28 protein-coding genes and 3 tRNA genes are annotated in these 25,898 nt (G+C 56.6%); 26 read left to right on the top strand and 5 right to left on the bottom strand.

What is annotated here, in order from left to right; all coding sequences use genetic code 11:
• Nucleotides 1-12 precede the first annotated feature (12 nt).
• The 7 genes from tolA to nadA all read left to right on the top strand — a co-directional run bounded on the left by tolA (nucleotide 13) and on the right by nadA (nucleotide 5,382).
• Nucleotides 13-1,041, top strand: a complete 1,029-nt coding sequence (gene tolA / locus Q675_RS21135) for a cell envelope integrity protein TolA (protein ID WP_206769660.1) — start codon at nucleotides 13-15, stop codon at nucleotides 1,039-1,041.
• Nucleotides 1,042-1,055: 14 nt separating this feature from the next.
• Entirely contained in the window at nucleotides 1,056-2,378 is a 1,323-nt protein-coding gene (tolB, locus tag Q675_RS21130; RefSeq protein WP_051995584.1) for a Tol-Pal system beta propeller repeat protein TolB, read from the top strand.
• A gap of 54 nt (nucleotides 2,379-2,432) precedes the next feature.
• A complete protein-coding gene (gene pal, locus Q675_RS21125; RefSeq protein ID WP_023010425.1) occupies nucleotides 2,433-3,002 on the top strand; it encodes a peptidoglycan-associated lipoprotein Pal in 570 nt (189 codons plus the stop codon).
• Nucleotides 3,003-3,025: 23 nt separating this feature from the next.
• Nucleotides 3,026-3,802, top strand: coding sequence for a tol-pal system protein YbgF (gene ybgF, locus Q675_RS21120; RefSeq protein ID WP_023010424.1), 777 nt, complete (start codon nucleotides 3,026-3,028; stop codon nucleotides 3,800-3,802).
• A 113-nt stretch (nucleotides 3,803-3,915) separates the two neighbouring features.
• Nucleotides 3,916-3,991 (top strand) — tRNA-Lys (locus tag Q675_RS21115).
• Nucleotides 3,992-4,053: 62 nt separating this feature from the next.
• Nucleotides 4,054-4,129, top strand: a tRNA-Lys gene (locus Q675_RS21110).
• Nucleotides 4,130-4,320: 191 nt separating this feature from the next.
• Nucleotides 4,321-5,382: a quinolinate synthase NadA gene (nadA, locus tag Q675_RS21105; RefSeq protein ID WP_011785179.1), complete on the top strand. Its 1,062-nt coding sequence runs from the start codon at nucleotides 4,321-4,323 to the stop codon at nucleotides 5,380-5,382.
• A gap of 17 nt (nucleotides 5,383-5,399) precedes the next feature.
• Here nadA and Q675_RS21100 read toward each other — a convergent pair whose 3' ends face one another.
• Nucleotides 5,400-6,872, bottom strand: a complete 1,473-nt coding sequence (locus tag Q675_RS21100; RefSeq protein WP_023010423.1) for a M48 family metalloprotease — start codon at nucleotides 6,870-6,872, stop codon at nucleotides 5,400-5,402.
• Nucleotides 6,873-7,028: 156 nt separating this feature from the next.
• Here Q675_RS21100 and Q675_RS21095 point away from each other — a divergent pair, with 156 nt between their 5' ends.
• Both Q675_RS21095 and Q675_RS21090 read left to right on the top strand, forming a co-directional pair.
• Nucleotides 7,029-7,256 (top strand): sulfurtransferase TusA family protein, encoded by a 228-nt coding sequence (locus Q675_RS21095; RefSeq protein WP_011785177.1) that lies wholly within the window; start codon nucleotides 7,029-7,031, stop codon nucleotides 7,254-7,256.
• Between the two features lie 15 nt (nucleotides 7,257-7,271).
• On the top strand, nucleotides 7,272-8,348 hold the full coding sequence (locus Q675_RS21090) for an AI-2E family transporter (RefSeq protein ID WP_023010422.1): 1,077 nt from the start codon (nucleotides 7,272-7,274) through the stop codon (nucleotides 8,346-8,348).
• Between the two features lie 4 nt (nucleotides 8,349-8,352).
• On the opposite strand, the gene Q675_RS21085 is transcribed toward Q675_RS21090, so the two are convergent.
• Nucleotides 8,353-8,820: a peroxiredoxin gene (locus Q675_RS21085; protein ID WP_011785175.1), complete on the bottom strand. Its 468-nt coding sequence runs from the start codon at nucleotides 8,818-8,820 to the stop codon at nucleotides 8,353-8,355.
• Nucleotides 8,821-8,894: 74 nt separating this feature from the next.
• Between Q675_RS21085 and dapA the strand changes: the two genes are divergently transcribed.
• The 5 genes from dapA to Q675_RS21060 are packed head-to-tail and all read left to right on the top strand — an operon-like array spanning nucleotide 8,895 to nucleotide 13,482.
• A complete protein-coding gene (gene dapA, locus Q675_RS21080; protein ID WP_011785174.1) occupies nucleotides 8,895-9,773 on the top strand; it encodes a 4-hydroxy-tetrahydrodipicolinate synthase in 879 nt (292 codons plus the stop codon).
• Between the two features lie 31 nt (nucleotides 9,774-9,804).
• On the top strand, nucleotides 9,805-10,896 hold the full coding sequence (gene bamC, locus Q675_RS21075; RefSeq protein WP_023010421.1) for an outer membrane protein assembly factor BamC: 1,092 nt from the start codon (nucleotides 9,805-9,807) through the stop codon (nucleotides 10,894-10,896).
• Nucleotides 10,897-10,937: 41 nt separating this feature from the next.
• On the top strand, nucleotides 10,938-11,651 hold the full coding sequence (purC, locus tag Q675_RS21070; RefSeq protein ID WP_031210967.1) for a phosphoribosylaminoimidazolesuccinocarboxamide synthase: 714 nt from the start codon (nucleotides 10,938-10,940) through the stop codon (nucleotides 11,649-11,651).
• A 33-nt stretch (nucleotides 11,652-11,684) separates the two neighbouring features.
• On the top strand, nucleotides 11,685-12,422 hold the full coding sequence (locus tag Q675_RS21065; protein WP_023010419.1) for a TIGR04219 family outer membrane beta-barrel protein: 738 nt from the start codon (nucleotides 11,685-11,687) through the stop codon (nucleotides 12,420-12,422).
• A 52-nt stretch (nucleotides 12,423-12,474) separates the two neighbouring features.
• On the top strand, nucleotides 12,475-13,482 hold the full coding sequence (locus Q675_RS21060; RefSeq protein ID WP_011785170.1) for an NAD-dependent epimerase: 1,008 nt from the start codon (nucleotides 12,475-12,477) through the stop codon (nucleotides 13,480-13,482).
• 53 nt (nucleotides 13,483-13,535) lie between these two features.
• Here Q675_RS21060 and Q675_RS21055 read toward each other — a convergent pair whose 3' ends face one another.
• Nucleotides 13,536-14,339 carry an RluA family pseudouridine synthase gene (locus tag Q675_RS21055; RefSeq protein ID WP_023010418.1) on the bottom strand — a complete coding sequence of 268 codons (804 nt, stop codon included), beginning with the start codon at nucleotides 14,337-14,339 and terminating at the stop codon, nucleotides 13,536-13,538.
• Between the two features lie 157 nt (nucleotides 14,340-14,496).
• Here Q675_RS21055 and Q675_RS37785 point away from each other — a divergent pair, with 157 nt between their 5' ends.
• From Q675_RS37785 to Q675_RS21020, 12 genes are all read left to right on the top strand, one after another.
• Nucleotides 14,497-14,670 carry a DUF2897 family protein gene (locus Q675_RS37785; protein WP_011785168.1) on the top strand — a complete coding sequence of 58 codons (174 nt, stop codon included), beginning with the start codon at nucleotides 14,497-14,499 and terminating at the stop codon, nucleotides 14,668-14,670.
• A gap of 271 nt (nucleotides 14,671-14,941) precedes the next feature.
• Entirely contained in the window at nucleotides 14,942-15,895 is a 954-nt protein-coding gene (locus Q675_RS0118950; RefSeq protein WP_023010417.1) for a hypothetical protein, read from the top strand.
• A 349-nt stretch (nucleotides 15,896-16,244) separates the two neighbouring features.
• The gene (locus tag Q675_RS21050) at nucleotides 16,245-17,690 is read left to right on the top strand and encodes a tyrosine-type recombinase/integrase (RefSeq protein ID WP_023010416.1); all 1,446 of its coding nucleotides are present in this window, start codon (nucleotides 16,245-16,247) and stop codon (nucleotides 17,688-17,690) included.
• A 230-nt stretch (nucleotides 17,691-17,920) separates the two neighbouring features.
• Nucleotides 17,921-18,271 (top strand): helix-turn-helix transcriptional regulator, encoded by a 351-nt coding sequence (locus Q675_RS37660; RefSeq protein WP_023010415.1) that lies wholly within the window; start codon nucleotides 17,921-17,923, stop codon nucleotides 18,269-18,271.
• Nucleotides 18,268-18,468 (top strand): hypothetical protein, encoded by a 201-nt coding sequence (locus Q675_RS21045; RefSeq protein ID WP_023010414.1) that lies wholly within the window; start codon nucleotides 18,268-18,270, stop codon nucleotides 18,466-18,468. Before Q675_RS37660 ends, Q675_RS21045 begins: the two co-directional genes overlap by 4 nt.
• Nucleotides 18,465-18,638: a hypothetical protein gene (locus Q675_RS38185; RefSeq protein ID WP_023010413.1), complete on the top strand. Its 174-nt coding sequence runs from the start codon at nucleotides 18,465-18,467 to the stop codon at nucleotides 18,636-18,638. The genes Q675_RS21045 and Q675_RS38185 overlap by 4 nt, the downstream gene beginning before the upstream one ends.
• Entirely contained in the window at nucleotides 18,638-21,451 is a 2,814-nt protein-coding gene (locus Q675_RS21040; RefSeq protein WP_023010412.1) for a hypothetical protein, read from the top strand. The genes Q675_RS38185 and Q675_RS21040 overlap by 1 nt, the downstream gene beginning before the upstream one ends.
• Before the next feature lie 444 nt (nucleotides 21,452-21,895).
• Complete coding sequence (locus Q675_RS21035) at nucleotides 21,896-22,255, top strand: hypothetical protein (RefSeq protein ID WP_023010411.1); 360 nt, start codon at nucleotides 21,896-21,898, stop codon at nucleotides 22,253-22,255.
• Nucleotides 22,252-23,661, top strand: coding sequence for a hypothetical protein (locus Q675_RS21030; RefSeq protein WP_023010410.1), 1,410 nt, complete (start codon nucleotides 22,252-22,254; stop codon nucleotides 23,659-23,661). Before Q675_RS21035 ends, Q675_RS21030 begins: the two co-directional genes overlap by 4 nt.
• Nucleotides 23,658-24,200, top strand: a complete 543-nt coding sequence (locus Q675_RS21025) for a hypothetical protein (protein WP_023010409.1) — start codon at nucleotides 23,658-23,660, stop codon at nucleotides 24,198-24,200. The genes Q675_RS21030 and Q675_RS21025 overlap by 4 nt, the downstream gene beginning before the upstream one ends.
• Before the next feature lie 3 nt (nucleotides 24,201-24,203).
• On the top strand, nucleotides 24,204-24,344 hold the full coding sequence (locus Q675_RS38180; RefSeq protein WP_023010408.1) for a hypothetical protein: 141 nt from the start codon (nucleotides 24,204-24,206) through the stop codon (nucleotides 24,342-24,344).
• Nucleotides 24,341-24,616, top strand: a complete 276-nt coding sequence (locus Q675_RS21020) for a hypothetical protein (protein WP_023010407.1) — start codon at nucleotides 24,341-24,343, stop codon at nucleotides 24,614-24,616. The genes Q675_RS38180 and Q675_RS21020 overlap by 4 nt, the downstream gene beginning before the upstream one ends.
• A gap of 185 nt (nucleotides 24,617-24,801) precedes the next feature.
• On the opposite strand, the gene Q675_RS21015 is transcribed toward Q675_RS21020, so the two are convergent.
• Nucleotides 24,802-24,878: transfer RNA gene (locus Q675_RS21015), tRNA-Val, on the bottom strand.
• 43 nt (nucleotides 24,879-24,921) lie between these two features.
• Nucleotides 24,922-25,881, bottom strand: coding sequence for a DMT family transporter (locus Q675_RS21010; RefSeq protein WP_023010406.1), 960 nt, complete (start codon nucleotides 25,879-25,881; stop codon nucleotides 24,922-24,924).
• Between the last annotated feature and the right edge of the window lie 17 nt (nucleotides 25,882-25,898).

Genomic DNA, 25,898 nt, shown 5'->3' with positions numbered 1-25,898 from the left:
GATGGTGACATTTTGAAGGGCCACAAGCGGGACATCGTCAGTACCGGAAAAGCACCTCTGAAATCGCCGGTGGCGGTCTCGGTAGGGCTGCACCTGCTGGTGTTCGGTATTGCTCTGGCCGGGTGGTCGTGGAATACGCCACCAGAACCGGAGCCCAGAAGTATTTCGGCCCGGCTGATCAGTCCTGAACCAAGGCCGACACCGGTGGTGGAAGAGCAGGACGAGGCGGATAAAGAGCAGGAGCGCAAGCAGGCACAGGCGCGCGAGCGGGAAGAAGCCGAACGCCAGCGCCAGGCTGAAGAAAAAGCCCGGCAGGAGGCGGAACGGAAGGCTCAGGAAGAGGCTCGCAGGCGCGAAGAAGAGCGTCGTCAGCAAGAGGCGCAGGCTAAGGAACTGGCAGAGAAGCAAGCCAGAGAGCGTGAAGCGGCGCGCCAGAAAGCGGAAGCCGAAGCCAAAGAGCGGGAGCGGCAGAAAGCTGAGGAAGAGCGCAAGCGGCAAGAAGAAGCTAAGCGCCGGGCCGAGGAAGAAAAGCGCCGCCAGGAAGAGCAGCGAAAGAAAGAAGAGGCTGAACGCCAGCGCCGCGAAGAGGAAGCTCGCAAAGAGGCGGAGCGGAAACGTCTTGAGGCTGAGAGGCGCCTGCGTGAACAGCAACTGGAAGCGCTGGCGGATCAGGCCAGGCAAGAGCGTGAAGCGGAAGCCCGCCGCCAGCAGGAAGCCGCGGCAGCACGTGCCAGAGAAGCACAGATGCTGAGCGAGAGTGAGAAATACCAGGCGTTGATTCGCGAGCGGTTAAGCCAGGCGTGGTATCCGCCGTCCTCAGCGACTGAAAACATGACGGCGAGGTTGCAGATCACACTGTTGCCCACCGGTGAACTGGCCAGTGTGAAATTGGTCGGTAGCAGTGGCAACACTGCGTTTGATAACTCGGCCCTGAGTGCGGTCCGATCATTGAACCGCTATCCCATTCCGGATAATCGTGACACGTTTGAGCGTTATTTCCGCCAGTTCACGATTGAATTCAACCCGCAAAGACTGCGGTGAGGTTGATAATGTTTATGAAAAGCAGATCCCGTTGCTCTGGTAGCTTTCTGAAGACACCGGTTATTGCCTGCCTGGTGCTGTTTTTAACGGCATCCCTGGGCGCCCGGGCGGAACTGTTGATCCGCATTACCGAAGGTGCGGGGTCGGCCATTCCGATTGCCGTTGTACCGTTCGCAGAGAGTGGCAGTATGCCCGCCGGGGACAAGGTGGGCAGTATCGTGCAGGCAGATCTGACCATGAGTGGTGAGTTTCGCCCGCTAGAACCATCGAAAATGCTGAGCCTTCCCTCTGAACGCTCCGAGGTGTATTTCCGGGACTGGCGCATGCTGGGACAGCGCTATGTGCTGGTAGGTCAGTTGACCCGCAATGGCGATCGGATTCAGGCCCGCTACGAGTTGTTTGATGTTAACCAGGAGAAGCGGATTCTTGGTGAAACGGCGGCAGTTCCTGCCTCTAACCTGCGATCGCTGGGCCACCACATCAGTGACCGGGTGTATGAGGCTATTACCGGAGCTCCCGGTGTATTCTCCACCAAGCTGGCTTACATCACCGTGTCTGGTGAGGGCGAGCAGACCCGTTACCGGCTTCAGGTCAGCGATGTGGATGGTAAGCGCTCCAAAGTCCGGCTGGAAAGCCGGGAGCCGATTCTGTCACCGGCCTGGTCGCCGGATGGAAAGAAACTGGCCTATGTTTCCTTTGAGACGGGCAAGCCGGTTATTTTTGTCCACGAACTGGCTACCGGTGAGCGCCAGAAGGTCGCAGACTTCCCGGGGCTGAACTCGGCACCGGCCTGGTCGGCCGATGGCCGTTCCCTGTTGATGACGCTTTCCCGTGACGGTAACGCCGAGATTTACCGAATGGACCTTGCCAGCCGCAATCTGACGCGTTTGACCGACCATTGGGCGATTGATACCGAAGCCGCATGGGACCATGCCGACCGGGGTATCTACTTTACCTCTGATCGCTCCGGTGGGCCGCAGATCTATCACATGGAACGCCCGGGGGCTGAGCCGCGTCGAATTACCTTTGGCAGTCGCTACAACGCCAGGCCGCGACCGAGCCCCACGGGTGACTATGTCTATTACGTTCATCAGCGCGACAGTGCCTTCCATATTGCCAGAACGAACCTGGAGACCGGCGAAGAGACGGTTATTACCCGAACCGGCTCCGATGAATCACCCAGTGTGGCTCCCAATGGCAGGTTGCTGATCTACGCAACCCGTCAGAATGGGGAAGGCGTACTGACCGTGGTATCCGCAGACGGAGGCGCGGCGTATAGCCTGCCGGCCTCTGAGGGCGAAGTGCGGGAGCCGGCCTGGGGGCCGGTTACCCGCTGAAAATGCACTGAACTGAATTAATTCAACGAAGACCTGAAAAGAGGAAATAACGTGATGAAGATGTCTTTCTCTGCAAAAGCGTTTGCCATGCTCCTGTCCGCCGGCCTGGTTGCTGGTTGTAGCTCCACCGGTGAAAACATGGAAGAGGGTACTTACGGTTCTGACGTGGCCGCGATTGATCAGGATGGCGGTTCTACCGTTTACGGTGGTGCGGATGGCTCCGGCGTTTCCGCCTCCGAGCTGACTGATGACGAGCGTCGGGCCGCTCAGGAGCAAGCCGAGCAGGAAGCCCTGCGTGACATCACCACCTTCTACTTCGATTTCGATACGTCCGAAATCAAGCCGGACGCCCGTGACGTGCTGGTTGCCCACGCTCGCTACCTGGCGGACAACCCGCGTCAGCAGGTACGCCTGGAAGGCCATGCGGATGAGCGTGGCACCAAGGAATACAACCTGGCTCTGGGTGAGCGCCGCGCGAATGCCGTACAGCGCTTCCTGATCGTAAACGGCGCTTCCCGTGGCCAGATTGAAACCGTAAGCTATGGTGAAGAAAAGCCGGCCGTGCGTGGTTCCACTGAAAGTGCCTGGGCACAGAACCGTCGCGTAGAGCTGGTATTCCAGTAAAACCGACCTAGACGGACGTATCCATGAGAAAACAGCTCATGGCGGCCGTGCTGATCCCGCTGGGCCTTGGCCTGGCGGGAGTCGCCCATGCACAGTCGTCCACACCCGCATTCCAGAACAACAGCTCCGAGGCCCAGCGTAAGGCTGGCAACAACCAGGCCACGGCAGAGCTGTTCTACATGATTCAGCAACTGCAGCGCGAAGTGCGAGACCTGCGTGGCCAGGTTGAAGAACATCAGCACCAGATTGGTCGCCTGCAACAGCAGGGCAGGGACCGCTATGTGGATCTGGATCAGCGGATACTGGAGCTGTCCAAGGCCGTCGAGTCCGGGGCCAGTGCTGCACAGCAGCCGGCTGCAGCGGGAGCTTCAGCAGACAGTGGAAGACTGAAGCCGACCCGGGTGTATCGCTCGCCGGAACCGGAAGAGCAGAAAACCTATAACGACATTATCGACCTTATCCGCAACAAGAAAGACTACGACACGGCGATAACCCGCCTGTACGAGTTTGTGGATACCTATCCCGAGGGCGACCTCACCGTTAATGCCTATTACTGGCTTGGTGAAGTCTATCTGGCGAAACCCCAGCTGGAGCAGGCCCGTCAGGCTTTTACCATCGTTGCGACGCGCTATGGTGATCATCGCAAGGCGCCGGACGCTGTGTACAAGCTGGGGGTGACTCTGGATCGCCTGGGCGAAAAAGACGAGGCGCGGCGTCGGATGACCTCCGTTGTCGAGCAGTACCCCGATTCAGGGGCGGCAGAGTTGGCGAAGAAGTATCTTGATTCCGCCCAGGGTTGATCGGTATCTGGTCAACTTGCACGGATCTTGATCGGTCATTGAAAAAAGTTGGTCGACCATGAAAAAAAGGGGTTGATCACCAAAAAAATATCAGTAATATGTGCGCCTCGTTTGGGTCGTTAGCTCAGTTGGTAGAGCAGTTGGCTTTTAACCAATTGGTCGAAGGTTCGAATCCTTCACGACCCACCAAATTTAGAGTGCGAGGTTTTGGCCGCGCGTTCGCTGGATGAAAAGCCAGCACAGCCAGTTAGGGGTCGTTAGCTCAGTTGGTAGAGCAGTTGGCTTTTAACCAATTGGTCGAAGGTTCGAATCCTTCACGACCCACCAACAAGGCAAACCGTCACCACGGGGTTTGCGGAAAAAAGAGCCGAAAGGCTCTTTTTTTTTGCCCGCAAGAACCCACCTATACCCACAGGACGGACGCTATCCTGCAACCTGGCATACCCACATTGCAGGATCATGAAACCAAAGGCAGAAGTGATATACTCTGGCCGTTAACGTCAATCAGAGAATAAGTGATGACTAAAGCGCAAGACCGCATTCTGGTTCAGGAACATCTCGCCCATCAGGCGGAGCCCAAGCCCCTGAGCGCCTCAGAGAAAGCTGATCTCGAGGCCAGGATCAAGGTGGCTCTGAAGGAGAAGGATGCCGTTCTGGTAGCGCATTATTACACCGACCCGGACATCCAGCGGCTGGCAGAAGAGACCGGTGGTTGTGTGGCGGATTCCCTGGAAATGGCGCGCTTCGGTAACCAACACCCGGCCTCCACCGTTGTCGTTGCCGGCGTTCGTTTCATGGGAGAGACGGCAAAGATTCTGAATCCGGAGAAAAAGGTTCTGATGCCGACTCTGGAGGCAACTTGCTCGCTTGATGTTGGTTGCCCGGCAGACGAGTTCTCCGAGTTCTGTGATCAGCACCCGGATCGCACCGTCGTGGTTTATGCCAACACCTCGGCTGCGGTGAAAGCCCGGGCCGATTGGGTGGTCACCTCCAGTTGCGCCCAGGCCATTGTTGAGCATCTGGACGCCAAAGGTGAAAAAATCCTGTGGGCGCCAGACAAACACCTGGGCGGCTATGTACAGAAAACCACAGGCGCAGACGTTCTGCTGTGGGACGGCTCCTGCATCGTGCACGAGGAATTCAAGTACCGTGGCCTGGAAGACCTCAAGGCTCTGTACCCGGATGCAGCAATCCTGGTGCACCCGGAGTCACCCGATGCGGTGGTACAGATGGCGGATGTGGTCGGTTCAACCTCGCAACTGATTCATGCGGTGCAAACGCTTCCGAACGAAGAGTTTATCGTTGCAACAGACAACGGCATTTTCTACAAGATGCAACAGCTGGCGCCCAACAAAACGTTGATTGAGGCGCCCACCGCGGGCAACGGCGCAACCTGCCGAAGCTGTGCCCATTGTCCCTGGATGGCCATGAACGGTCTGGAGAATCTGCTGCACGTGCTTGAGCATGGCGACCAGGAAGTGCATGTGGATGACGAGCTGCGAGAAGACGCGCTGCGCCCGCTGCGCCGGATGCTGGACTTCACCGCCAACATGAACCTCAAGGCTGCCGGCAACGCCTGAAGGCTTCGGGGTTATTCCTAACCGGCTTCGCGCGCCTGAAGTCGGTTAGTCAGCTCACCAAGGCGCTCACTCACCACCTGGCGTTCGGCGGAGCCGGCCGGCAGTTTCTCCTGGGCCTGGCGCAATTGTCGCTGTGCTGATTTCAGATCGCCCATCAGTACATCGTATTCCGCTCTTGCCCGGTGTACGCCGACAATATTCCGCGCCATACCTTCGGCTTCGGCCAGTCTCAGCCAAAGTTGCTCCTGGCTGGGCAGGCGGCGAGTCAGCTCCCTCAGGTAGTCGGCAGCGGCGGCGCCGTTACCATCGGCAATCTCTATGGCCGCCAGCGTGGATGTTATTGGATAGTTGCCGGGATTGCGCGCCAGGGCCTCCTGCATAAGCGCTCTGGCGTCGGCATACCGTTTCTGGCTGAGCAGAACTTCCGCCAGTGATACCTGGAACGTGATGCGCCCAGGGTTGGCTTTCAATAATTCCCGCATTAGCTGCTCCGCCTTCTCATAGCGCCGGCTTTCCTGATAAGCCACCGCCAGGCCGTAGCGAATGGCATCGTTGCGCTGGGCGTCTTCCCGGGCCAGGTAAGCCTCGAACGTTTCTATCGCCGTTTCCGGCGATTCGCTGTAATGCACCTGCAGGCGGCTGCGAACCAGGTGATATTCCTGTCCGTCCTGCACCCGGGTATCAGGGTATTGTTCGGCCCGGTTGCGGGTGTCGGCAACCCGGTTCTGGGTCAGCGGGTGAGTGGAAAGGTATTCCGGCAGGCGATTTCCCTGCAGGCGGTTCTGTCTCATCATGATTTCGAACATCTCGGGCATACCTCTCGGGTCCATGCCGGCACTGGCCAGGATGTCCATGCCAACCCGGTCGGCTTCCTGTTCGTGGGAGCGGCTGTAGGCCAGCATGTTCTGCACAGCCATGGCCTGGGTGCCGGCGATGGCGGCAATGCCAATGTCTGACTGGGTAACCGCAGAAAGCACGATACCGGCGATCATGCCGGCCAGGGTTAACGGAGCGCTGGTTTCCTGTTGCTGCATTCGGCGAGCAAAATGGCGCTGGCTGAGGTGGGCGAGTTCGTGGGCCAGGACCGAGGCAAACTGTTGCTCGGTGGCTGCGTTCAGAAACAGGCCCCCATTTACGCCTACTACGCCGCCGGGCACGGCGAAGGCGTTGATGGCCGGGCTGTCAATCAGAACCAGTTTCAGGTCGCGGTTATCCAGCGGTGCGGACGGCACCAGACGATAAATGATCGCGCTCAGGTAGTCGTAGACCAGTGGGTCCTGAAGTTGCGGGGCTGAACGGCGAATGGAGGCCATAACCTGTTGGCCAATATCGGCTTCCATCTGTCCGGAGATCAGGCCGCCGCTACCGCCGATGCTTGGCAGGTCTGACGACTGCGCGCGTGTGGTCGGGCTGGTGACCGCCATGGTGAGGGCCAGAAAAACGATCAGGGCCCAGGGGGAGCGGTGTTGGCCTTCGTTCTGGTACTTCATATGTCTGAGGATGCCTCGAATTCGTGTTGCCGGTTTGACAAGGCGGCAGCCGGCAAGTTCTCCGGAGTATTACCAACTCTTGTGATGCATTAGAGTAACACCAGCGGCATAATGCCTGCCTGATTACTGTATGAAACGTAATGGTAAATGCTGATTATGGCTGACAGAACCCTGGATGCCAGCGGCCTGCGTTGTCCCATGCCGCTGCTGAAAACCAAGCTGGAACTCAATTCCATGACGCCCGGGGAGGAATTGGTGGTTGTCGCCACGGATACCGGCTCACTGAGGGACATACCTGCCTGGCTGGCGTTGTCGGCCCATACGCTTGTCAGCCAATCGGAGAGTAATGGGGAATATCGTTTCGTGATAAAGTGCGGCGGTTAATTTCCGGAGTTATTCATGGTCAGAATTCTACGCGGTCTAGCCCACAAATATTTTTCAGACGAAGAAGCCGTCATCCTGTTTTTGCTGCTGGTGACTGGCACCGTCTTTATCATCTGGTTCGGGGCCATGCTGGCGCCAGCCATCGCTTCCCTGATTGTGGCGTTCATTCTGCAGGGCCTGGTGTCGAAACTGAACCGGATGGGTGTGCCTGAGCTGATCGCCGTGATAGGTGTGTTTGTGGTGTTCCTGGGCGTGCTGGTGGGTTTTATCTTCGGCCTGTTGCCGTTGATCTGGACTCAGCTGAGTACCCTTGCCGGCGAAGCGCCCCGGATTATCAGGGAGCTCCAGTCCTATCTTGAAGTCCTGCCCGAGCAGTACCCCCATCTGGTCTCAGTCGAATCTGTGAACACCATGTATCAGCAGATCTCGGCGGAAGTAGGGCACCTGACTCAATGGCTGGTGTCCTTCTCGCTGTCCAGCATTCCGGACCTTGTGGCCTTGCTGATCTACATGGTTCTGGTGCCTATCCTGGTGTTTTTCTTCCTGAAAGACCGCCGGGTTCTGGTGAACTCTTTCGCCCGTCTGCTGCCTCCGCAGCGGCCGATGATGGTTCGCATCTGGCATGAAGTAAACCTGCAGTGCGCCAATTATGTCCGCGGCAAGGCGGTGGAAATTCTGATTGTCGGTGGCGTCACCTATGTCGCCTTCAAGTTCCTCGGTATGCCCTATGCGGCACTGCTCTCCCTGTTGGTGGGGCTGAGTGTGGTGATTCCCTACATTGGTGCCGCGGTGGTCACCATTCCGGTGGCAGTGATCGCCCTGTTTGCGTTCGGCTGGGGCAGCCATTTTATCTGGGTCATGGTGATCTACGGCATTATTCAGGCGCTTGATGGCAATGTCCTGGTACCGATACTGTTCTCGGAAGTGAATAACCTGCACCCGGTGGCGATTATTGTCGCCGTGCTGTTCTTTGGCGGGATCTGGGGCTTGTGGGGCGTGTTTTTTGCGATTCCGCTGGCGACGATGCTGAAAGCGGTCTTCGCCGCCTGGCCGGTGAAGGAGTCGCCTCCGCCACCAGCCATTGCGGAATAGGGCGTTAAAGGGCTTTGACGGCTTCCAGCACCTCGTCGGCGTGCCCTTTTACCTTGACGCCGCGCCATTCCCTGCGCAGCACGCCTTCCTTGTCGATCAGGAAGGTGCTGCGTTCAATGCCAAGGTGCTCCTTGCCATAAAGCTTCTTGAGCTTGATGACGTCGAACAGCTTGCACAGGGATTCGTCCTTGTCGGAAATCAGGTGGAACGGAAAGTCATATTTTGCCCGGAAGTTATCATGGGCTTTCAGGCCATCCCGCGAGACGCCGAAAATCTCGGTGTCCTCGGCAGCAAAGGCTTCCATTCTGTCCCGGAAGTCCTGGCCCTCGGTGGTGCAGCCCGGTGTATTGTCTTTCGGGTAGAAGTAAATAACGATGTTCCGGCCTTTCAGGTCGCTCAGGCGAACGGTCTGGTCGCCAGTGGCCTCAGCCTGAAATTCTGGCACGGGTTGATTCAATGCTACGGATGACATGACATCTCCTTTAATTCCCTTGTGTCAGTTCGAGCCCAACATTACCATATCGGTTTTATTCGGACGGAGCTTTTATGATTACGGGTAGCCTTGTCGCACTGGTCACGCCCATGTATCCAAACGGTGATATTCACTGGGAGGATCTGGACAAGCTGGTGGACTTTCATATCGAAAACGGCACCCATGGCATTGTTGCTGTGGGCACCACTGGCGAATCCGCAACCCTGGATCCGGAGGAACATATCCGGACGATCGGGCACATCATAAAACGTGTAAACGGCCGGATTCCCGTTATTGCAGGTACCGGTGGTAACAGTACGCGCGAAGCCATCGAATTGACCACCGAAGCCCACAAACTCGGTGCCGATGCCTGTCTGCTCGTAGTGCCCTACTACAACAAGCCGACCCAGGAAGGCCTGTATCAGCACTTCAAGGCCATCGCGGAAGCGGTACCGGGCATGAGCCAGATTCTCTACAACGTACCGGGCCGCACTGCCTGCGATATGCTCAACGAGACGGTCGTCCGCCTGGCCGATATCCCCAATATCGTTGGTATCAAGGACGCGACCGGGAACATTCCCCGTGGCGCCGAGCTGATCGAAGCCCTGGATGGACGCCTTGCGGTTTACTCCGGTGACGACGCCACGGCGGCAGATCTGATGCTGGCGGGTGCGAAAGGTAATGTTTCGGTAACGGCCAACGTCGCTCCGAAGGCCATGGCTGAGCTCTGTGAAGCGGCCATTGCGGGCAACGAAGACGAAACCCGCCGCTTGAACGAACTGCTGATGCCGCTTAATCGCAAGCTGTTTCTGGAGGCCAACCCTATTCCGGTAAAATGGGCGCTTTACCGCATGGGCATGATCGGTGAGGGCATTCGTCTGCCTCTGACGCCGCTCAGCGAAAAGTTCCACGGCGAGGTGGAAGACGCGCTCAAGGCCTCAGGTGTTCTCTGAGGCCACCGTTACCGTTAACCGGAGTAACCCGATGCAGGTTCCTGCAAGAGCCCGTAAGAAAACCGTTTTGTTCGCTCGACCTGTTTCGGCATTGGTGCTTGCCAGTGCCCTGGCCGGTTGCAGCCTGATCGATGATCGTTCCGAAGGCTACGTCAACGCACCGGAAGGCGAGCCGATTCAGGTGCCTGAAGGCCTCGACAGCTCCCGGCTGAGCGAGACCATGCCGATACGGTCAATCAACACCGCCGATTCCCGCAATCTTTACCCGTCGTCGATTCCCCGTCCGCCGGATATGACATCCGAGATTCTGGACGAAAACTATGTGATTGAAGAGTTGGACGGCCGTATCTGGCTGCTGGTCAATGAGGTGCCAGGACGGCTCTGGCCCGTGGTCAGTGCCTGGATGAATGAGAGCGGCCTGGGCATTGCCCATGACAGCCCGCAACTGGGGATTATCCAGAGTGAACTGGCGAATTTCAGCAAGCGCAGCCGAACACTGCTGGGGCTCGCCGATAATCCGACCGCAGCAGAACCCAAGGTGGTGATGCAGGCCCGCCTGGCCCCTGGCATCCGGCGTAAAACCACCGAAATCCGCGTGCGTATTCTGGAGCTGGAGCAAGCTCCGGAAGAGCTTCTGCCCTGGGACAGTGGCACTGTTTCGGATGCACCCTCCGAGCAACAACGGGCGCTGTTGGCCGAGCTGGGGGATTTCCTCAAGCAGCGTGAGGACAACAAATCCTTCTCGCGGGCGGCCTCAGGCATGGTATCCGAGCCGCTGGTGCGCTTGCAGTCGGAGCAGGATGAAGCGGTTGCCATTCGAGTGGAACTGGATTTCGGCCGCACCTGGGCAGAGGTCAATCGGTCCCTGGAGGAAATGGGGCTGCCGGTACTGGATCTGAATCGCAGTGAAGGCTGGTTGCAGGTGGATTTCCGCACGGAAGACGAGCGTAGTCCGGGCTGGTTCTCGTGGTTCAGTGATGCTGAAAAGCCGGTCCACACCCACACAATCCGGATTCAGCAGGGTGCCGACGCCATGAGCGTTACCGCCGAGCAGCATGACAGCTACGAGGGTGAACGCAGTTCTGCAGATCTGCTCACCCAACTCTTTGAACATCTGTATTGATTAACGGGGTGGCCGTGGCCACCGGCCGTTTGGAGAAAGTAATGGAAAAGCGCGAAGAGCTTTACGCCGGCAAGGCAAAATCGGTTTACCGCACGGACGATCCCGAGCGGTTTGTTCTGGTATTCCGTGACGATACCTCTGCCTTTGACGGAGAGAAAAAAGAACAGCTGAACCGCAAGGGCATGGTGAACAACAAGTTCAATGCCTTCATCATGGAAAAGCTGGAAGCGGCCGGCGTACCTACCCATTTCGAAGGGCTACTCTCTGATACCGAGTCCCTGGTCAAGAAGCTCGAGATGATCCCGGTTGAATGCGTGGTGCGCAATGTGTCTGCGGGCAGCCTGTGCCGTCGCCTTGGCGTGGAAGAGGGTCAGGAGCTGAACCCGCCCACCTTTGAGCTCTTTCTGAAAAACGACGCGCTGCACGATCCGATGGTGAACGAATCCCTGGCGGTCAGCTTCGGCTGGGCCAAGGCCGATGAGCTGGCCCGGATGAAAGAGCTGACCTATAAGGTCAACGACGTACTGAAAAAACTGTTTGACGACGCCGGCATGCTGCTGGTGGACTATAAGCTGGAATTCGGCCGCAGTGGTGGCCAGATCGTTCTGGGTGACGAATTCAGCCCCGATGGCTGTCGTATCTGGGACAAGGAAACCCGCAAGAAGATGGACAAGGATCGCTTCCGCCAGGGCCTTGGCGAAGTGATCGAAACCTATGAAGAAGTCGGTCGTCGTCTCGGCATAAAGTTTGACTGACCGGGCAATACAACCACAAAAAACGGGTGCGTTATGCGTAAACTGATGATTGTTGTAGGTGGCTCACTGGCTTTGGCCGCGCCGCTGGCCAATGCTGATGTACTGGGCGTTGGCGCCAACGTTAGCTATTGGGATTCCGATTTCTCTGGCGAAGTGGTCAACAAGGATTCGGCCGTTGATATTGAAAAGGATCTCAACCTCGACAGCGACAGCAACGCGAACTTCACGGCGTTTTTCGAGCATCCGATTCCGGTGCTGCCGAACGTAAGGTTGAATTACACCAGCATTTCCCAGAGTGGGCGTGGTGAGATCGGGCTGGAAGCATTTGATGGAATTCTGCCAGGGGCTCCTGTTCGTTCGGATCTGGATATCGACCAACTGGACGTCACCCTGTACTACGAAGTACTTGATAACTGGGTGAACCTCGATCTGGGCCTGACCGCCAGAAGTTTTGATGGTGAGCTGGTTTTACGGGACGTGAATGATATTGCCAATGTCAGTAAAACCTCCGTCGACGCCGTCGTTCCTATGGGCTACCTCGCCGCCCGTTTTGACCTGCCGTTAACTGGCGTGTCCGTAGGTGCAGAGGGCAATTTCATCAGCTACAGCGGCGACTCTCTGCACGACTTCAACGCTTATGGCCAGTACGAATTCGCCATGCTGCAGCTGCGGGCGGGCTATCGTCAGATGGCCATCGACTATGAAGATGATGACGACAAACTGGATGTCGAAATGTCCGGACCCTTCGCCAGTGTTGGCGTGGCGTTCTGACCAGGACCGCTAAAAGGCGCCTTCGGGCGCCATTTTTCATGGAGAACAGATCTTGAAAATCCTCGTTACGGGAACCGCCGGCTTTATCGGCTCGCATCTTGCTCACCGTTTGCTCGATCGTGGCGATGAAGTGATTGGCGTGGACAACGTCAACGACTATTACGACGTCAATCTCAAGGAAGCACGCCTGGCCCGGCTGCTGAACAAGCCCGGTTTCACCGAAGTACGCCAGGACGTGGCCGACCGCGAGGCCATGGAAGCGGTTTTTCGTGAACACAAGCCCGAGCGGGTAGTGCACCTGGCAGCCCAGGCCGGAGTCCGGTATTCCCTGGAGAACCCTCATGCCTATGTGGATGCCAATCTGGTCGGCTTCATGAACATCCTTGAGGGTTGCCGTCATAACGAGGTCAAGCACCTGGTGTATGCCTCCAGCAGCTCCGTGTACGGGGCCAATGAGACCATGCCATTCTCCGTGCACGATAACGTGGATCATCCGCTGAGCCTGTACGCGGCGTCCAAGAAAGCCAACGAGCTGATGGCCCATACATACAGCCATCTGTACAACCTGCCCACCACCGGGCTGCGGTTCTTTACTGTTTACGGCCCCTGGGGCCGGCCGGATATGGCGCTGTTTATCTTTACCAAAAAGATCCTGGCCGGTGAGCCCATCGACGTGTTTAACCACGGGCATCACAAGCGGGACTTCACCTACATCGACGACATCGTCGAAGGCGTTATCCGCACTCTGGACAACGTAGCCCAGCCGAACCAGGACTGGAGCGGTGCCCAGCCGGATCCGGGCACCAGCAAGGGGCCTTACCGAATCTACAATATCGGCAGTAATAACCCGGTGGAGTTGTCCCGTTTTATCGAGATTATTGAGGAGCGGGTGGGCAAGAAAGCTGAGAAGAATCTGCTGCCGTTGCAACCGGGTGACGTGCCGGCCACCTACGCCAATGTCGATGACCTGATCAACGATGTGGGGTACAAGCCGTCTACCACGGTGGAAGAGGGCATTGCCAACTTCGTGGACTGGTATCGGGATTTTTACAACGCCTGAGCGTCCATCATCGCTTATGAATAAGGCCAGCCGAGACGCTGGCCTTATTTGTATTATGGTCGCTGTTCCGGAAGCCTGAATACCTGTGCTTTCCGGGTAACAGGACATTGGAAAGCCAATTCAACGGCGGTGAGTTGCAGGCCACCCGCAGATGCCGCGCCATACAGCCGGTCTCCCACAATCGGGTGGCCAATGCCGGCCAGGTGTCGACGGATCTGGTGTTTACGGCCGGTTTCGATTCGTACCTGCACGTCCGTTGTGTCTGATTCCTCATCCCGGCTCAGTTTCGTCACGCGGCTGATTGAGTCCTTGCCATCCAGTGGTGTGTCGAGGCGAAGATCATCCGCCATCAGGTTGCCGGCGACCCGCGCCCGGTAGATCTTGGTCATGGCTCGCCCGGCAAACAATTCTGAAAGGGCCGCCGCAGCCTTGCCGTCATGGGCAATCAGCATCAGACCTGCAGCGTCGGCGTCCAGGCGGTGTACCAGAAAGCAGGGTGTGTTCAGTTCAATTTCCGCCAGGCGCAGCAGGCTGCAGTGGTCGCCCCATTGAGACCCTTGTGATAAAAGCCCGTGGGGCTTGAACCAGACACTGTAACGTCCTTTGTTCTCCAGCAGCGTCGGTGTTTCCGGCTTGCGCGCCAACACCTGATCATCGTAGAACAGCTGAATACGGGTGCCGGGTTTCAGTTCCCGCTTGGCCTTGCGTAAACGTACCTGCTTTCCCTTCTGTGTCCACCAGCACGCGCCCTTGGCCATGGCATCCTTGATGCGCTGCTTGGGCAGGCCCGAGGCGCCTGCAAGCGCATCCACAGCCGTCGTGCTCTGGTCTACGGTGACATCAAACTGTTTGCGCATCGGCGTTTTTATCCGGAAGGAGAAGATCCAAGATGATTGCCGGCAATGATACGGAGCGGGGAATGTATCGACAAGGCGCTTGTACCTCAAGGCACATTGATGACAGTGAGCTCTGAGGGTGTACACTGATGAAAAGCCACCTCAAGGAGATATCGACATGCCAATGATTGGCTGGCTGTTTATACTCGCCGCATTTGCGATGATTGTGGGAAGCCTACTGTTACTCAGAGATGGGGCCAATATGAAAATCCCCAAAGAAAAGCTTGAGAAGATTCGTCAGCGCAAAGCAGAACAGGACGCGAAAGATAAAAAAGAGGGGGATAGCTGGTAGCGCCAGAACCATGAACCAGTCCACGACTTTTGAGTCTGCCCCCGCCTGAACCTTTCGCGACCTAACGATATGTCGCATGATTAGACATCACTGCCCGGATATGGACTAGACGACACCGGATGTCGCCGCTACGAGTGCGCAATTCCTGCAAGAGTTATCCCGTCTTTTTCATCAATGCCGCAACCAGAAGCGCACAGACTGTATCGCCTCGGGAATGGCAGTGATCGCGCCTGAAGAATAAGCCTGAAATCATAAGAAAAAAGGAAAGAACATGATCCAGTTGAGCCGTATTGGATGGGGGCCCGTGTTGCCCATGGTGCTTGTATTATCTGCCTGCGGTGGCGGAAGCGGGGGTGGAGGTAATGATCAGCCTGAAGAGCAGACTGGGCCTCAGTTGAGCTACGACAACAAGAACTTTGCCCAAAAATCAGTATCGATAACCAGAGATAGCGGTGCTGAAGGCTTGATACGCCTCCGCGACGATCTTGCGTTGGGGTGGTCAATTATTGATGAGTACACGTCGGCTATTCAAGATATGTCGGTCCTGGAGCAGGGCACTTACCCATGTGCGGGTGGTGGTAACCTGGAAATCCGCTGGACAGAGACTGAGAACTCCCTGGAGGAGACCACCCGATTCAGCAGATGCGTACTGGATACCCCGACCCATGGCCCTATTATGATCAGTGGCAGCACCATCTACGAAAGCGTCCTGATCGCCGAATCGGAAACCGCTGCCAGTTGGAAGAGTTCTTACATGGACGATCTGTCCGGAACAATCCAGCGCACGGGTGAGTCGCTTCGTTTCAGTGGCGCACTTCGTATGAGCGATTATCTGAATGAGAATGGTGGAGTCACGAGCTGGCGCTACGTTCGGGATATCAAACGATACGAGATGATGCTGGGTAAGCGCTACGTCGCCATTGCCGACGCTCAGAACCGGGATTCGGGAACGGATGCAGACTCGGAGTATTCGGTTCGCGCCACCATTGTCGGCTCGGCGATTGGTGGTTACATGAAGCTGGAGACCCCGGATCCGGTGGAGTTTTCCTCCAACCTGGAGTGCCCGGTGTCCGGAATCGTAAAACTGTCCAGCAACGGTGAGGCCGAGGTTCGCTTTGGTAGCAGCGCAGGCGGTACCGCCAAGGCAGTTGCGGTCTGGGTTGATGGTGCCGTTGTCGAGAGTTATGACGATTGCAGTGAAATAGGTGTGGTTCTGTACTTCTGACCGGAGGAGGGCAGGCTTCTCTGGTCTGCCCTCTACGACTGCTAACAGCAAATGCGAGGCACAAAAAAAGCCGCCCAGCAAAGCTGTAAGCGACTTCTTCTGCAGGATTGGTAGGACCACGCGGATTCGAACCGCGGACCTCTACCATGTCAAGGTAGAAAAAGCCCCTTTCTGATTATCCTTTGAAAACAACGCCGTAGAACATAAAGCCACCTAAAAACAGCAGCTTAACCCCTTTCCCGTTCGTTTCACTGTGTCCTTTACGTTTCAGTTTATTCCCCTATAATTGCTGTAAATCGTGCTGTAAATCTGAATTACAGCACGGGGCAACCTTGGGGAGTAATGAGCAATGGCCAGAAAATCCGCCTCGTCGATTACCGATACCGCAATGCGAAAGCACCTCACTAACGACGCTGTAGCCGTCCGCGCTGAATTGTCGTGTGACTATATTCCCGGCTTCTTTCTGATGAAGGGGAAGACCGGCGGCACCTGGAATTACCGATACCGAGATGCGGACGGTAAGAAGCGAGTATTCAGGATCGGCAACATTAAGTCCGGCTCTATCGACACGGCAGGCATCGACCCCAGGCACATGAGCAGGACTACCGCGATCAGTGAAGCGGAAAAATGGCAGGGGAGGATCAAAGAGGGCGAATATCCGCACACTATCCGCGAGGCTCAGAAGCAGGAGGCACGCCAAAAAGATCAGGAATTGAAGCGCGCCGCGGAGTCTACGCTCGGCAAGTTTCTGGAAGGTCCGTTCGCGGCCAACCAGAGCCGCAAGAAGGGGCAGGGCAAGCACACTATCAATATCATCCGGAGCAATTTCGAGCACCTGCTAGAGCGCCCCTTAGACGGTATCAGAGCCGCGGACATAAAAGAGTGGCAGCACGACAAGGAAGCCGAGGGCAAGGCGTATTCGACCTTGAAGCGCGCCTTTGGAGCGTTGCGTACTTTGATGAATCAGGCTGTAGCCGATGGTGTATTGCAGGAAATGCCGTTCACCTCGAAGGCATTGGCACCGCAGCGCGCGGATCTGAAAGAGCAGGAGATACACCGGCAGGAAGAAGAGGCCCGAAAAAAGCGCCGTATGCTCACCGACACAGAGCTTGATGCTCTTTGGCGCGGCCTGGAGTTGTACGACAAGCAGAGACGCCAACAGCGTGCGAACAGTCGCAAGCATGGCAAGGATTACTTGCCGGACCTTTCTGATGTGCGGTTTGTGGATTGGTTCGAGCCTGCTGTAACCCTTGCCTACTTCACCGGCATACGCCCCGGCGACCTCTACGGGCTACGCTGGCCAAACATTCACTTTGCAGAGATCGGCGGTTCTCGTCTCCGGTTTGTACCGGAAAAAACCCGCCACCATGCAGACCCCGCGCAAGTGGACATCATGTTACACCCGGACGCGGAAGAGGTAATCAGAGCGTGGTGGATTCAGTGCGGGAAACCTGACTCCGGTTATGTGTTCACTGAAAAGGATGGCGTGCGGTTAGGCCGCCAGGCACATGACGGAAGATGGAGCACGGTTAAGACTTTGGGCGGATTACCCGAAGAAATCGAATTCTATAGTTTGCGGCATCACTTTATCAGCAACCTGCTAGACAAGGGCCAGCCGATGAAGTTGGTGGCGGAGGCTGTAGGCCATAAATCAACCGCGATGATAGAGCGCAACTACGGCCATATTCTGCCAGAGCGGAAAGACGAAGCGATGAAGTTGATGGCGGGGCGGAGAAAAGTCGCACCACAAAAAAATAAAACTATTGAGAATGCAAAAGCGATAGGCCGGGAATAAATAATATCCGTCGATACTCAAAAAATATCAACTATATCAGATGGTTGGCTGATATTTTTCCCGCCCTGTTCCTGCCCTGTAAGTGCAGTCATATGAACGGGTATACTATGCACATCCCTGAAACGAATTAGGGGTAAGCACCGGGCTAGAAGGTCTCTCACCACCCAAAAGCCCGGATTTTTTAGACTACGCCGGGGTTGCCCGTACATAGAATTCCGCAAATTCATGTTATGGGAAAGTGGCGAATACCTGAAATACGATATTTTCATAAGGATATTCGTTTTTATAACCCCGGCGGGCTCTTTGGAGATCCGCTAATGCAGACGCAGAACGTAACCCAGCGCCACACGCTGACGCAACAAAAAAATAGTGAAGCAGTGAAGGCAATCATTGCCAGACCTGATGCAATCCTCCCTCGCAAACAAGCCGCGCCACTGATCGGAGTATCAGAAACAACCTTTTGGCGGCTGGCAGAGTTCGACCCCTCATTCCCGGCAAAAATCCGCCTTTCCGCGCGGCGCGTTGGCTGGCGGAAAAGTGACCTCGAAGATTGGCTCAAGAGCCGGGAGGTGATGGCATGAGAGTATTGCCCGGCAGTTTTTACCGCAGCGGGAAAGAGTACCTTTCCATTTCCGAAGCCAGCTACCGCGCTCAGGCGCACCCGTTCACGCTTTATGACGCGATTGCAGCCGAAGAGCTGGAAGTAATCGAGGTTGCAGGGTGCAAGGCTATTTCCGCCGAAGACCTGGAACGGTGGATGATGGAGGGCGGCGAATGAAACAGCAAATTTCAGCACAGCAGGCCCTTGCCTTTAATGTCCCCTCTGCCCGTGTTGACGGCGGGCCGACTGGAATGCCAGGTACTCGGAAAATGCGCCGGGTACTTGCAGCCATTGAACGAAAAGAGCGCAAGAAAGCCCGAAAGGCATCAAAACGGGGGGCGAAATAATGGAACAGCTAAACCGAACAGCCCCCGCCCCGGTGGCAGCCGGGAACGAGGGCCAGAGCATTCAGGAGAGTGGGCAAGGTGATTATAACACCGCTGGTCAGAAATTGACCATCAAGCCGCGCCTGACTGTTATTTCCTCAACTAAGCCCCAAAGGCTGACCAAGCATTACAGCCTGCAAGCGGACAAGCTGCAAAAAGCTGGCGGCGGCAACATGGCAACCGGCCATGCTGACGTTGTAGAGGTAGACGGTCTGCAAGGTCTGGCGGATCTGCTGGCGAGCCTTAAACCGAATCAGGCGTTGTGCTACGGAGTGCCCGAGCGTGATTCTGTGGACGTTGTAACCCGTGACGCATGGCAGAAGATGGGCAAGCCTGACTCCGCAATCCCCAGAATCAAAGAGGCGTTTTTCTGGCCGTCTGACTATGCCGTGATGATGCTCGATTATGACCCGGCACAAAATACCCAGCCGCTCGACCGTGACGGCCTTCTGGCGGCTTTGAGGGAAGCGGTGCCTGGTTTGGGCCGTGTGGCGTGTTTGTGGTTTCCCTCGTCGTCGAGTCATATTATCAACGACGATACCGGAGCTGACCTGACCGGCCTGAAAGGCCAGCGGTTGTACTTCACTGTCCGCCGTGGGGGTGACATAGAGCGCGCCGGAAAGGATCTGCAAACCTATCTGTGGGCGGCTGGTCATGGTTACATCATGGTCAGTACGGCAGGCTCGAAACTCAAACGCACCACCTTTGATAACAGCGTTTGGCAGACCAACCGGCTCGACTTTGCAGCCGGTGCATCGTGTGCGGCTCTATTGTCGCAAAAGCGGGGCAAGCCGGTACTGATCGAAGGCGAGTTCGAGGTATTGGACACCATGGAGGTCATACCGCCACCCGACGAGGCCACCCGCACGAAAGCCCAAGCCAACATCCAGGCAGAAATGCAGGAAGCTGACGAGGAAGCCCAGCTTGTGCGGCATGGGTACATCGAACAGATGGCCTATCGTATCGTTGGTGAGAATGGCGACGACGAGGAAAGGCTCGAACAGGCAAAACGGCTGGTTGAGCGCGCCCTCAGTCATCAAACCCTTGCCGGTGACTTTCCGATAACCGTCGTTATGCCAAGCGGTCAACAATTCGACACAACCGTCGGGGCCATATTGGACGACCGGGAGACGTATCACGGCCTGACAACCCTTGATCCTATCGAACCCGGTTATGACGGCGGCCGTCCTGTTGGCAAGCTGTACCTGATGAGCGCAACGCCTGGTATTAATTCGTTCGCTCACGGTGGTCGTTATTACAAGCTGACGCGCCCGCCGGAAATGGTCGAGCTTGTCCGGGGTAAGACTTTCGAGGCAATGGAGCAGGTTCTCCGGCTGATGCGCCAGTCCCCGGCCTCGTTCGACTTTGGCGGGCCGCTTGTCCTGGTTGAGCATGGGCAGGTTCACCCGCTCGACAAGCATGGCCTGTTGCATTGGCTTGGCGGTATGACCCAGTTCTGGAAATGGTCAGGGGCGGAGGGCAAGCAATACCCAGTTCTCGAAGATCCGCCTGTAAAGATTGCAGACCAACTGCTGGCATTGGGCAACCGCCGCCACCTCAAACGGCTGGAAGCGGTCATCACCGCCCCGACAGTCCGGCCTGATGGCTCACTGCTGACCCGTCCGGGATTTGATGAGCTGACCGGCCTGCTATTGGACGTTAACGAGGATGACCTCTATCCGGTGCCGTTGAACCCGACGACCGCAGAGGTCGAGGCCGCACTCGAACGCCTGATGCGCCCGTTTGCGGACTTCCCGCTGGTGGACATGCTGGACAGGTCTGTCCTGTTGGCGTCCTTGCTGACGGCTGTAGTTCGTCCGGTGGTGCCAACCGCCCCGGCCTTTGGGTTTGATGCGCCAGTTCAAGGCAGCGGCAAAACGCTGTTAGCGAAATGTGTGGCGGCGCTGGCCAGTGGGCACAATGCCAAGGTGCAACCACACTGCCGGGAGGAAGAAGAAATCCGCAAGCGGCTGATGACCATCTTGCTCGAGTCACCACGCTGTGTGGTGTGGGATAACATCATTGGAGTATTCGACAGTGCCTCACTGGCGGGCCTGCTGACCTCGAGTACATACACTGACCGCATTCTGGGGGTTAGCAAAAGTGCCGAGGTGCCAAACCGGGCTATCTGGTTGCTGACCGGCAACAACCTGACCCTGGCAGGCGATATGCCGCGCCGTGTTTTGAAGTGCCGGATTGATCCCGAAACCGAACGGCCCTTTGCCCGTCAATTCGACCTTGACCCGGAGGACTACACCTTAAAGAACCGGCAACGCATGGCAGCGGATGCGCTGACCATCATACGCGGCTGGTTTGCGGCTGGTTGCCCAAGGGCTGACGGGAGCATGGCCTCGTTCGAGCAGTGGGACACACTTGTCCGCCAGCCGGTGGCATGGATTGCCAACCATGTTATGCCCTTTGGTGAGTATGACGACGTGATGAGGGCTGTGGATGATGCCCAGGCGCAAGACCCTGAACAAGAAATGTGGGGGGAGTTGCTCGAGGTCTGGCGCGCCATTTTTGGTGACAAGGCCGTGACCTGTAGGGATGTATTAGAGCAGTACAACAGCGCGTACCGTTGCGGCGAGCAGAGCAATCAGCAGCGGTTGCTCGAGGCGTTGGACGAGTACAAGCCGGGCCGCACACTTTCCGCTCGTTCGCTTGGCAAAGTCCTGCAATTCAGAGCTGACCGGCTAGTTAACGGAATGCGGTTAAGGAAGATCCAGACCGGCGGCAAGCACGCTCAACTCTGGCAAGTGGAGGTCATAGAGTAATCAGGCGGGGGTTTAAGGGGTTTTGGGGGTTTGTTTCTACCGCTGAAACTTTGAGAGTACTTACTCTTTATTATTTAGTGAGGGGAATATAACCCCCTTAACCCCCTTAACCCCCGTTTGCTCAATAATTAGGCCAGCACACGACGACATAACAGCCGCAATGCAAAAAAAAGACACTCCCCGCACAAAATTACCCTCATCTCTTAATATAGTTTTTGTCTATTAAAAATCTCTTATAGATAGCCGCGAATCCCTGCAATACAAACCCCAGTACCCATTGATCCAAAGCTATCTACCATAACAGGGTAGAATTTATAACGATTAAACCATTGAAATATAGCGTTTTAGTTTCATGTCGGTGCTGTAAATGCCAAAAATTACAGCAATTACTGTTAAAATGGAGCCATATTTACAGCATAGATACCGCCTATATAGGCCAGCGATATGACCAAACAAGCCGCAATCCCTCCTAAGTATTCAGCGGACTGGCTGGAAAAGCTGGATGGCCGCACCACGTTAGCCCGTGCGGTTAATGATCGTTACCACGATTTGACCCAGGACTTAGGCGGTATTGATCGGATGAGCTATCAGCGCCGGTCATTGTGCAAGCGGATTGTTTACATGGAATGTGTCATCGAGCAACAGGAAGCAGCCCTAAGCCGTGGCGAGGAAGTAGACCAAGGGCGGCTTACTCAGGCGGTGAATACGCTAATTGGACTGCTTAAAACCGTTGGTCTTGATCGCCAAGCCCGTGACGTACCAGACCTAGCCACCTTCCTGAAGCAACGGGAGGGCGGCAAGTGATAACCATACGCGACCTGATGACAGATCCCGCCTTGTTCGGGGATCAATTCGGGGGCGATAGCTTCAAGGCATGGCGGACACTGCTGGCGGGCTTTTACGGGCTAGAACTGGCAGAGGATGAGCTACCCCACTGGCAGGAACTAACAGGCCGTGAAAGCGCCCCAGAGGCCGTACACGATGAACTATGGCTGGCCATTGGCCGCCGTGGTGGCAAGTCTCAGGCCGCCGCCCTGCTGGCCGTGTTTCATGCTGCATTCATGGACTACAGCGACCGCCTAAGCCCCGGCGAAGTGGCTACCGTTATGGTATTGGCCGCAGACCGCAAACAGGCCCGTTCAGTGTTCCGCTATATCAGTGGCCTGTTCCACTCTAACGCCATGTTGGAACGGCTTATCACGCGGGAAACCACCGAAAGCCTGGAGTTATCGAACCGGGCAGCCATAGAGGTTCACACCGCCAGCTTTCGGGCCGTTCGGGGCTATACCGTGGCCTGCTGTATTGCCGATGAAATAGCGTTCTGGAGATCCGACGACAGCGCGAACCCAGACCGGGAAGTAGTCAGCGCGATACGCCCGGCAATGGCCACCCTGACCGGCCCGCTGATTGCCCTTTCCAGCCCTTACAGCCGCCGGGGCGCGCTATGGGATGCCTACAGCCGATACTACGGCAAGGAAGGCTCTATTCTGGTGGCCCAGGCACCTAGCCGCACCATGAACCCGACACTACCCGAAAAGGTAGTCCGGGAGGCAATGGAACGCGACCCCGCCGCAGCCAAAGCGGAATACATGGCAGAGTTCAGGACGGACGTGGAAACCTTTATCAGCCTGGAAGCGGTAGAGGCCTGCACGGCACCAGACCGGCTAGAGTTGCCGCCCCTGTCAGACCGCCACTATTTCGGTTTTGTTGACCCTTCCGGCGGCTCAAAGGATGCCATGACCCTAGCCATTACCCACCGGGAAGGGGATCAGATCATTCTGGACGTAGTGCGAGCCGTGAAGCCGCCCTTCAGCCCTGAATCCGTGGTTCTGGAGTTCTGCAACCTGCTGAAGAAATACCGGATAGACACCGTTACCGGGGACAGGTACGCCGGGGAGTTCGCCCGCGAACCCTTCCGAAAGCAGGGCATTAAATACGAACTAGCACCGAAGCCCCGGAGCGACCTATACCGGGATCTGCTACCGCTGATTAACAGCGACCGCGTGGAACTGCTGGACAACAAGCAACTACAGAGCGAACTGGTAAGCCTTGAGCGTCGGACAAGCCGCGCCGGTAAGGACAGTATCGACCACCCGCCCGGTGGCCATGATGATCTGGCCAACGCCGTAGCCGGGGCCGTGGATTGCGCCGCCCTTCCACCCTTTGAAATGCCGAAAGTCACTATTCGAATGAACGGAGAACACGCATGAAAGCCGATGAAATCCGAACCCAGCTACAGGGCATAAAAGCCGAGCTAGAAAGCCTGAACCCTGTCACTGATGCCGAGCTATCCGCGCAAGTTGCCGCCGGTGGCAATGCTGACGAACTGGTAGAGCAGGCAGCCCAGACCGACAAGCGCCGCCGTACCCTAGCCATTCAGGCCGATGCACTACAGAAACAGCTTTCAGCGGCTATTAAGGCAGAGGCAGGCCCAGCGGTAGCCCAGCACCAAAAGGCACGGGAGAAGGCCATAGAGGCCGCCAGAAAGGCACTACAGGCAAGCCATGAAGCCGTGACCGCGTTCACTGAAGCTATCAGCCAGTGGGAAGCCGCCGCCGCTGATGCTGAACAGGCAGGCTATGACGCAAACATGACCGCCAGCCAGGCCGGTCTATCAAAACCAGTTCCGCTAACGGGTATCGGCAGTGGCGAGTTCTACCAACTAGAGCGCCGGATTGCCGCCAGCTTGAACCCCCACCGCCGCGACGGTTCACAACTCAACAAACAGCAAATTGACCTAGAGGGCTGAACAATGGATCAGGTAACAAAGCATATTCACGACGCAGTAACCGGCAAGCGCGCAGAGCGTGAAGCAGAGCAAGCCCGCCGCCGTGAGGAAGCAGCCAGGCTAAAACAGGAAATTGCCGAGCTGAAACAGAAAGCCGGTGAATGACAGAACCGGATCTGGAATTGATAGAGCAGCCCTTACAGCCCCCGGATGAAATGCCAGAGCGGCAACTATGGGGCGCTGCATTGCGGCTGTTTCTTGATGATGCCATGAGCCACCACAAGGGCATTAAGCGCAAGGCAATAGCCGCAGAAATGGAGCAGGCTTATCAGGATCTAAGGCACGCAGGGCCGCAGACAAGGCGGTTATGTGCAATGACTGGCCATGATGCTGACATTCTGGCGGAGGCGTTTAGACGCTGGTGTGATATGGCCTGAAGCCGGGGAACCGCTATAGAGGTGAAGCCGGTGGATGGCCGCCCTCAAATTTACAGCACGGAATTACAGCACGGAAAAACGCCGCTGTATTGCTGTAAATCGGCTGTAAATTGCTGAAATTTTCTTTCGGGCATAAAAAAAGCCACTCGACTTTCGCCCTAAGTGACTGTTTCTGTTGCAGAAATTGGTAGGACCACGCGGATTCGAACCGCGGACCTCTACCATGTCAAGGTAGCGCTCTAACCAACTGAGCTATGGTCCTGTCCTGCAACGGGGTGGAAATATACGGATTTCGGGTGCCCTGGTCAACCTCTTTGCGGGGGATTTTTCGCTTTCATCAGGGCCTTGATGGCGCGGCTGAGGGCGTTCCAGCGATTGACCAGAAGCGCGGCAAAAATCAGCGCGCAGCCGGCTATTTGCAGCAGGGTCATGGTCTCGCCGAACCAGGCAACCGCGAAGACAGCAACCCACACCGGTTCCAGTACCAGTATCACTACACCGTGGCTGTTAACCGACAGGCTCTGGGCATAGGTCTGCAACAGGAAACGTCCCGCTGTGGCAATCAAGGCACTGGCCAGTACCCAGATATAGAGCATGGGTTCGGGGTTGGTCAGTGTGTGAGTCCAACGCTCGCTGATGGCGGACTCCGCCAAGGTCACGGTCCCAACGGTAAGCAGGGCAATGGCCGTCAGCGGCAGTGCCGGTACTTTCTTTTTCTCCACCGATTTGCCTTGCTTGTCGACCACGATGCGTTGGTTGGCGGCGCGCGTATTGAGCGTGAAGTACAGGGCAAAGATGGTTGCCGCCAGAACGAAATAGAGCTGCCCCGGGTCTGGCCTGAAGCCGTTTTCCAGGGACAAAAGCGCCAGACCGGCCACCGCAATCGGTATCGCCAGCCAGGTGCTCAAAGGCTGCTGTTCGCCAAATACTGTGCGGGCAATGATCGGGACAATCACCACGCCCAGGCTGGTCAGAAACGCGCCCTCGCCCATGCTGTCGGTGTGATACAGCCCCATGATCCAGCAGGTCATGGCAATGCCGAACACAAAGCCCACGCCCAGGCTTCGGAGTATCTGGTCCCGGGTAAGCCTTAACAGTGAGGGTAAGGCCAGCAGGGCGAGAAAGGCGCCGGCAATCAGAAAGCGAGCCGCCATGAACATCAGGGGCGGCATCATTAAAACCGCCTCTTTAGACAGCATCCAGCCAATCGCCGCCAGCAGGGTAACGAGTACCAGGTAAAGATCAGATTTGTGGGCGTCAGACATGATTGAACCGGCATCAA

Source organism: Marinobacter sp. EN3 (genome assembly GCF_000475315.1).
Classification (GTDB): domain Bacteria; phylum Pseudomonadota; class Gammaproteobacteria; order Pseudomonadales; family Oleiphilaceae; genus Marinobacter; species Marinobacter nauticus.
Note: the sequence above shows the minus strand (reverse complement) of the source record. Positions and strands in the feature narration are given on the sequence as shown.

Excerpts from the sequence above, each read along its gene's own strand:
- tolB (WP_051995584.1), top strand. The coding sequence starts at position 1,056 with ATGAAAAGCAGATCCCGTTGCTCTGGTAGCTTTCTGAAGACACCGGTT.
- pal (WP_023010425.1), top strand. The coding sequence starts at position 2,433 with ATGAAGATGTCTTTCTCTGCAAAAGCGTTTGCCATGCTCCTGTCCGCC.
- ybgF (WP_023010424.1), top strand. The coding sequence starts at position 3,026 with ATGAGAAAACAGCTCATGGCGGCCGTGCTGATCCCGCTGGGCCTTGGC.
- nadA (WP_011785179.1), top strand. The coding sequence starts at position 4,321 with ATGACTAAAGCGCAAGACCGCATTCTGGTTCAGGAACATCTCGCCCAT.
- Q675_RS21100 (WP_023010423.1), bottom strand. The coding sequence starts at position 6,872 with ATGAAGTACCAGAACGAAGGCCAACACCGCTCCCCCTGGGCCCTGATC.
- Q675_RS21095 (WP_011785177.1), top strand. The coding sequence starts at position 7,029 with ATGGCTGACAGAACCCTGGATGCCAGCGGCCTGCGTTGTCCCATGCCG.
- Q675_RS21090 (WP_023010422.1), top strand. The coding sequence starts at position 7,272 with ATGGTCAGAATTCTACGCGGTCTAGCCCACAAATATTTTTCAGACGAA.
- Q675_RS21085 (WP_011785175.1), bottom strand. The coding sequence starts at position 8,820 with ATGTCATCCGTAGCATTGAATCAACCCGTGCCAGAATTTCAGGCTGAG.
- dapA (WP_011785174.1), top strand. The coding sequence starts at position 8,895 with ATGATTACGGGTAGCCTTGTCGCACTGGTCACGCCCATGTATCCAAAC.
- bamC (WP_023010421.1), top strand. The coding sequence starts at position 9,805 with ATGCAGGTTCCTGCAAGAGCCCGTAAGAAAACCGTTTTGTTCGCTCGA.
- purC (WP_031210967.1), top strand. The coding sequence starts at position 10,938 with ATGGAAAAGCGCGAAGAGCTTTACGCCGGCAAGGCAAAATCGGTTTAC.
- Q675_RS21065 (WP_023010419.1), top strand. The coding sequence starts at position 11,685 with ATGCGTAAACTGATGATTGTTGTAGGTGGCTCACTGGCTTTGGCCGCG.
- Q675_RS21055 (WP_023010418.1), bottom strand. The coding sequence starts at position 14,339 with ATGCGCAAACAGTTTGATGTCACCGTAGACCAGAGCACGACGGCTGTG.
- Q675_RS37785 (WP_011785168.1), top strand. The coding sequence starts at position 14,497 with ATGCCAATGATTGGCTGGCTGTTTATACTCGCCGCATTTGCGATGATT.
- Q675_RS0118950 (WP_023010417.1), top strand. The coding sequence starts at position 14,942 with ATGATCCAGTTGAGCCGTATTGGATGGGGGCCCGTGTTGCCCATGGTG.
- Q675_RS21050 (WP_023010416.1), top strand. The coding sequence starts at position 16,245 with ATGGCCAGAAAATCCGCCTCGTCGATTACCGATACCGCAATGCGAAAG.
- Q675_RS37660 (WP_023010415.1), top strand. The coding sequence starts at position 17,921 with ATGGGAAAGTGGCGAATACCTGAAATACGATATTTTCATAAGGATATT.
- Q675_RS21045 (WP_023010414.1), top strand. The coding sequence starts at position 18,268 with ATGAGAGTATTGCCCGGCAGTTTTTACCGCAGCGGGAAAGAGTACCTT.
- Q675_RS38185 (WP_023010413.1), top strand. The coding sequence starts at position 18,465 with ATGAAACAGCAAATTTCAGCACAGCAGGCCCTTGCCTTTAATGTCCCC.
- Q675_RS21040 (WP_023010412.1), top strand. The coding sequence starts at position 18,638 with ATGGAACAGCTAAACCGAACAGCCCCCGCCCCGGTGGCAGCCGGGAAC.
- Q675_RS21035 (WP_023010411.1), top strand. The coding sequence starts at position 21,896 with ATGACCAAACAAGCCGCAATCCCTCCTAAGTATTCAGCGGACTGGCTG.
- Q675_RS21025 (WP_023010409.1), top strand. The coding sequence starts at position 23,658 with ATGAAAGCCGATGAAATCCGAACCCAGCTACAGGGCATAAAAGCCGAG.
- Q675_RS38180 (WP_023010408.1), top strand. The coding sequence starts at position 24,204 with ATGGATCAGGTAACAAAGCATATTCACGACGCAGTAACCGGCAAGCGC.
- Q675_RS21020 (WP_023010407.1), top strand. The coding sequence starts at position 24,341 with ATGACAGAACCGGATCTGGAATTGATAGAGCAGCCCTTACAGCCCCCG.
- Q675_RS21010 (WP_023010406.1), bottom strand. The coding sequence starts at position 25,881 with ATGTCTGACGCCCACAAATCTGATCTTTACCTGGTACTCGTTACCCTG.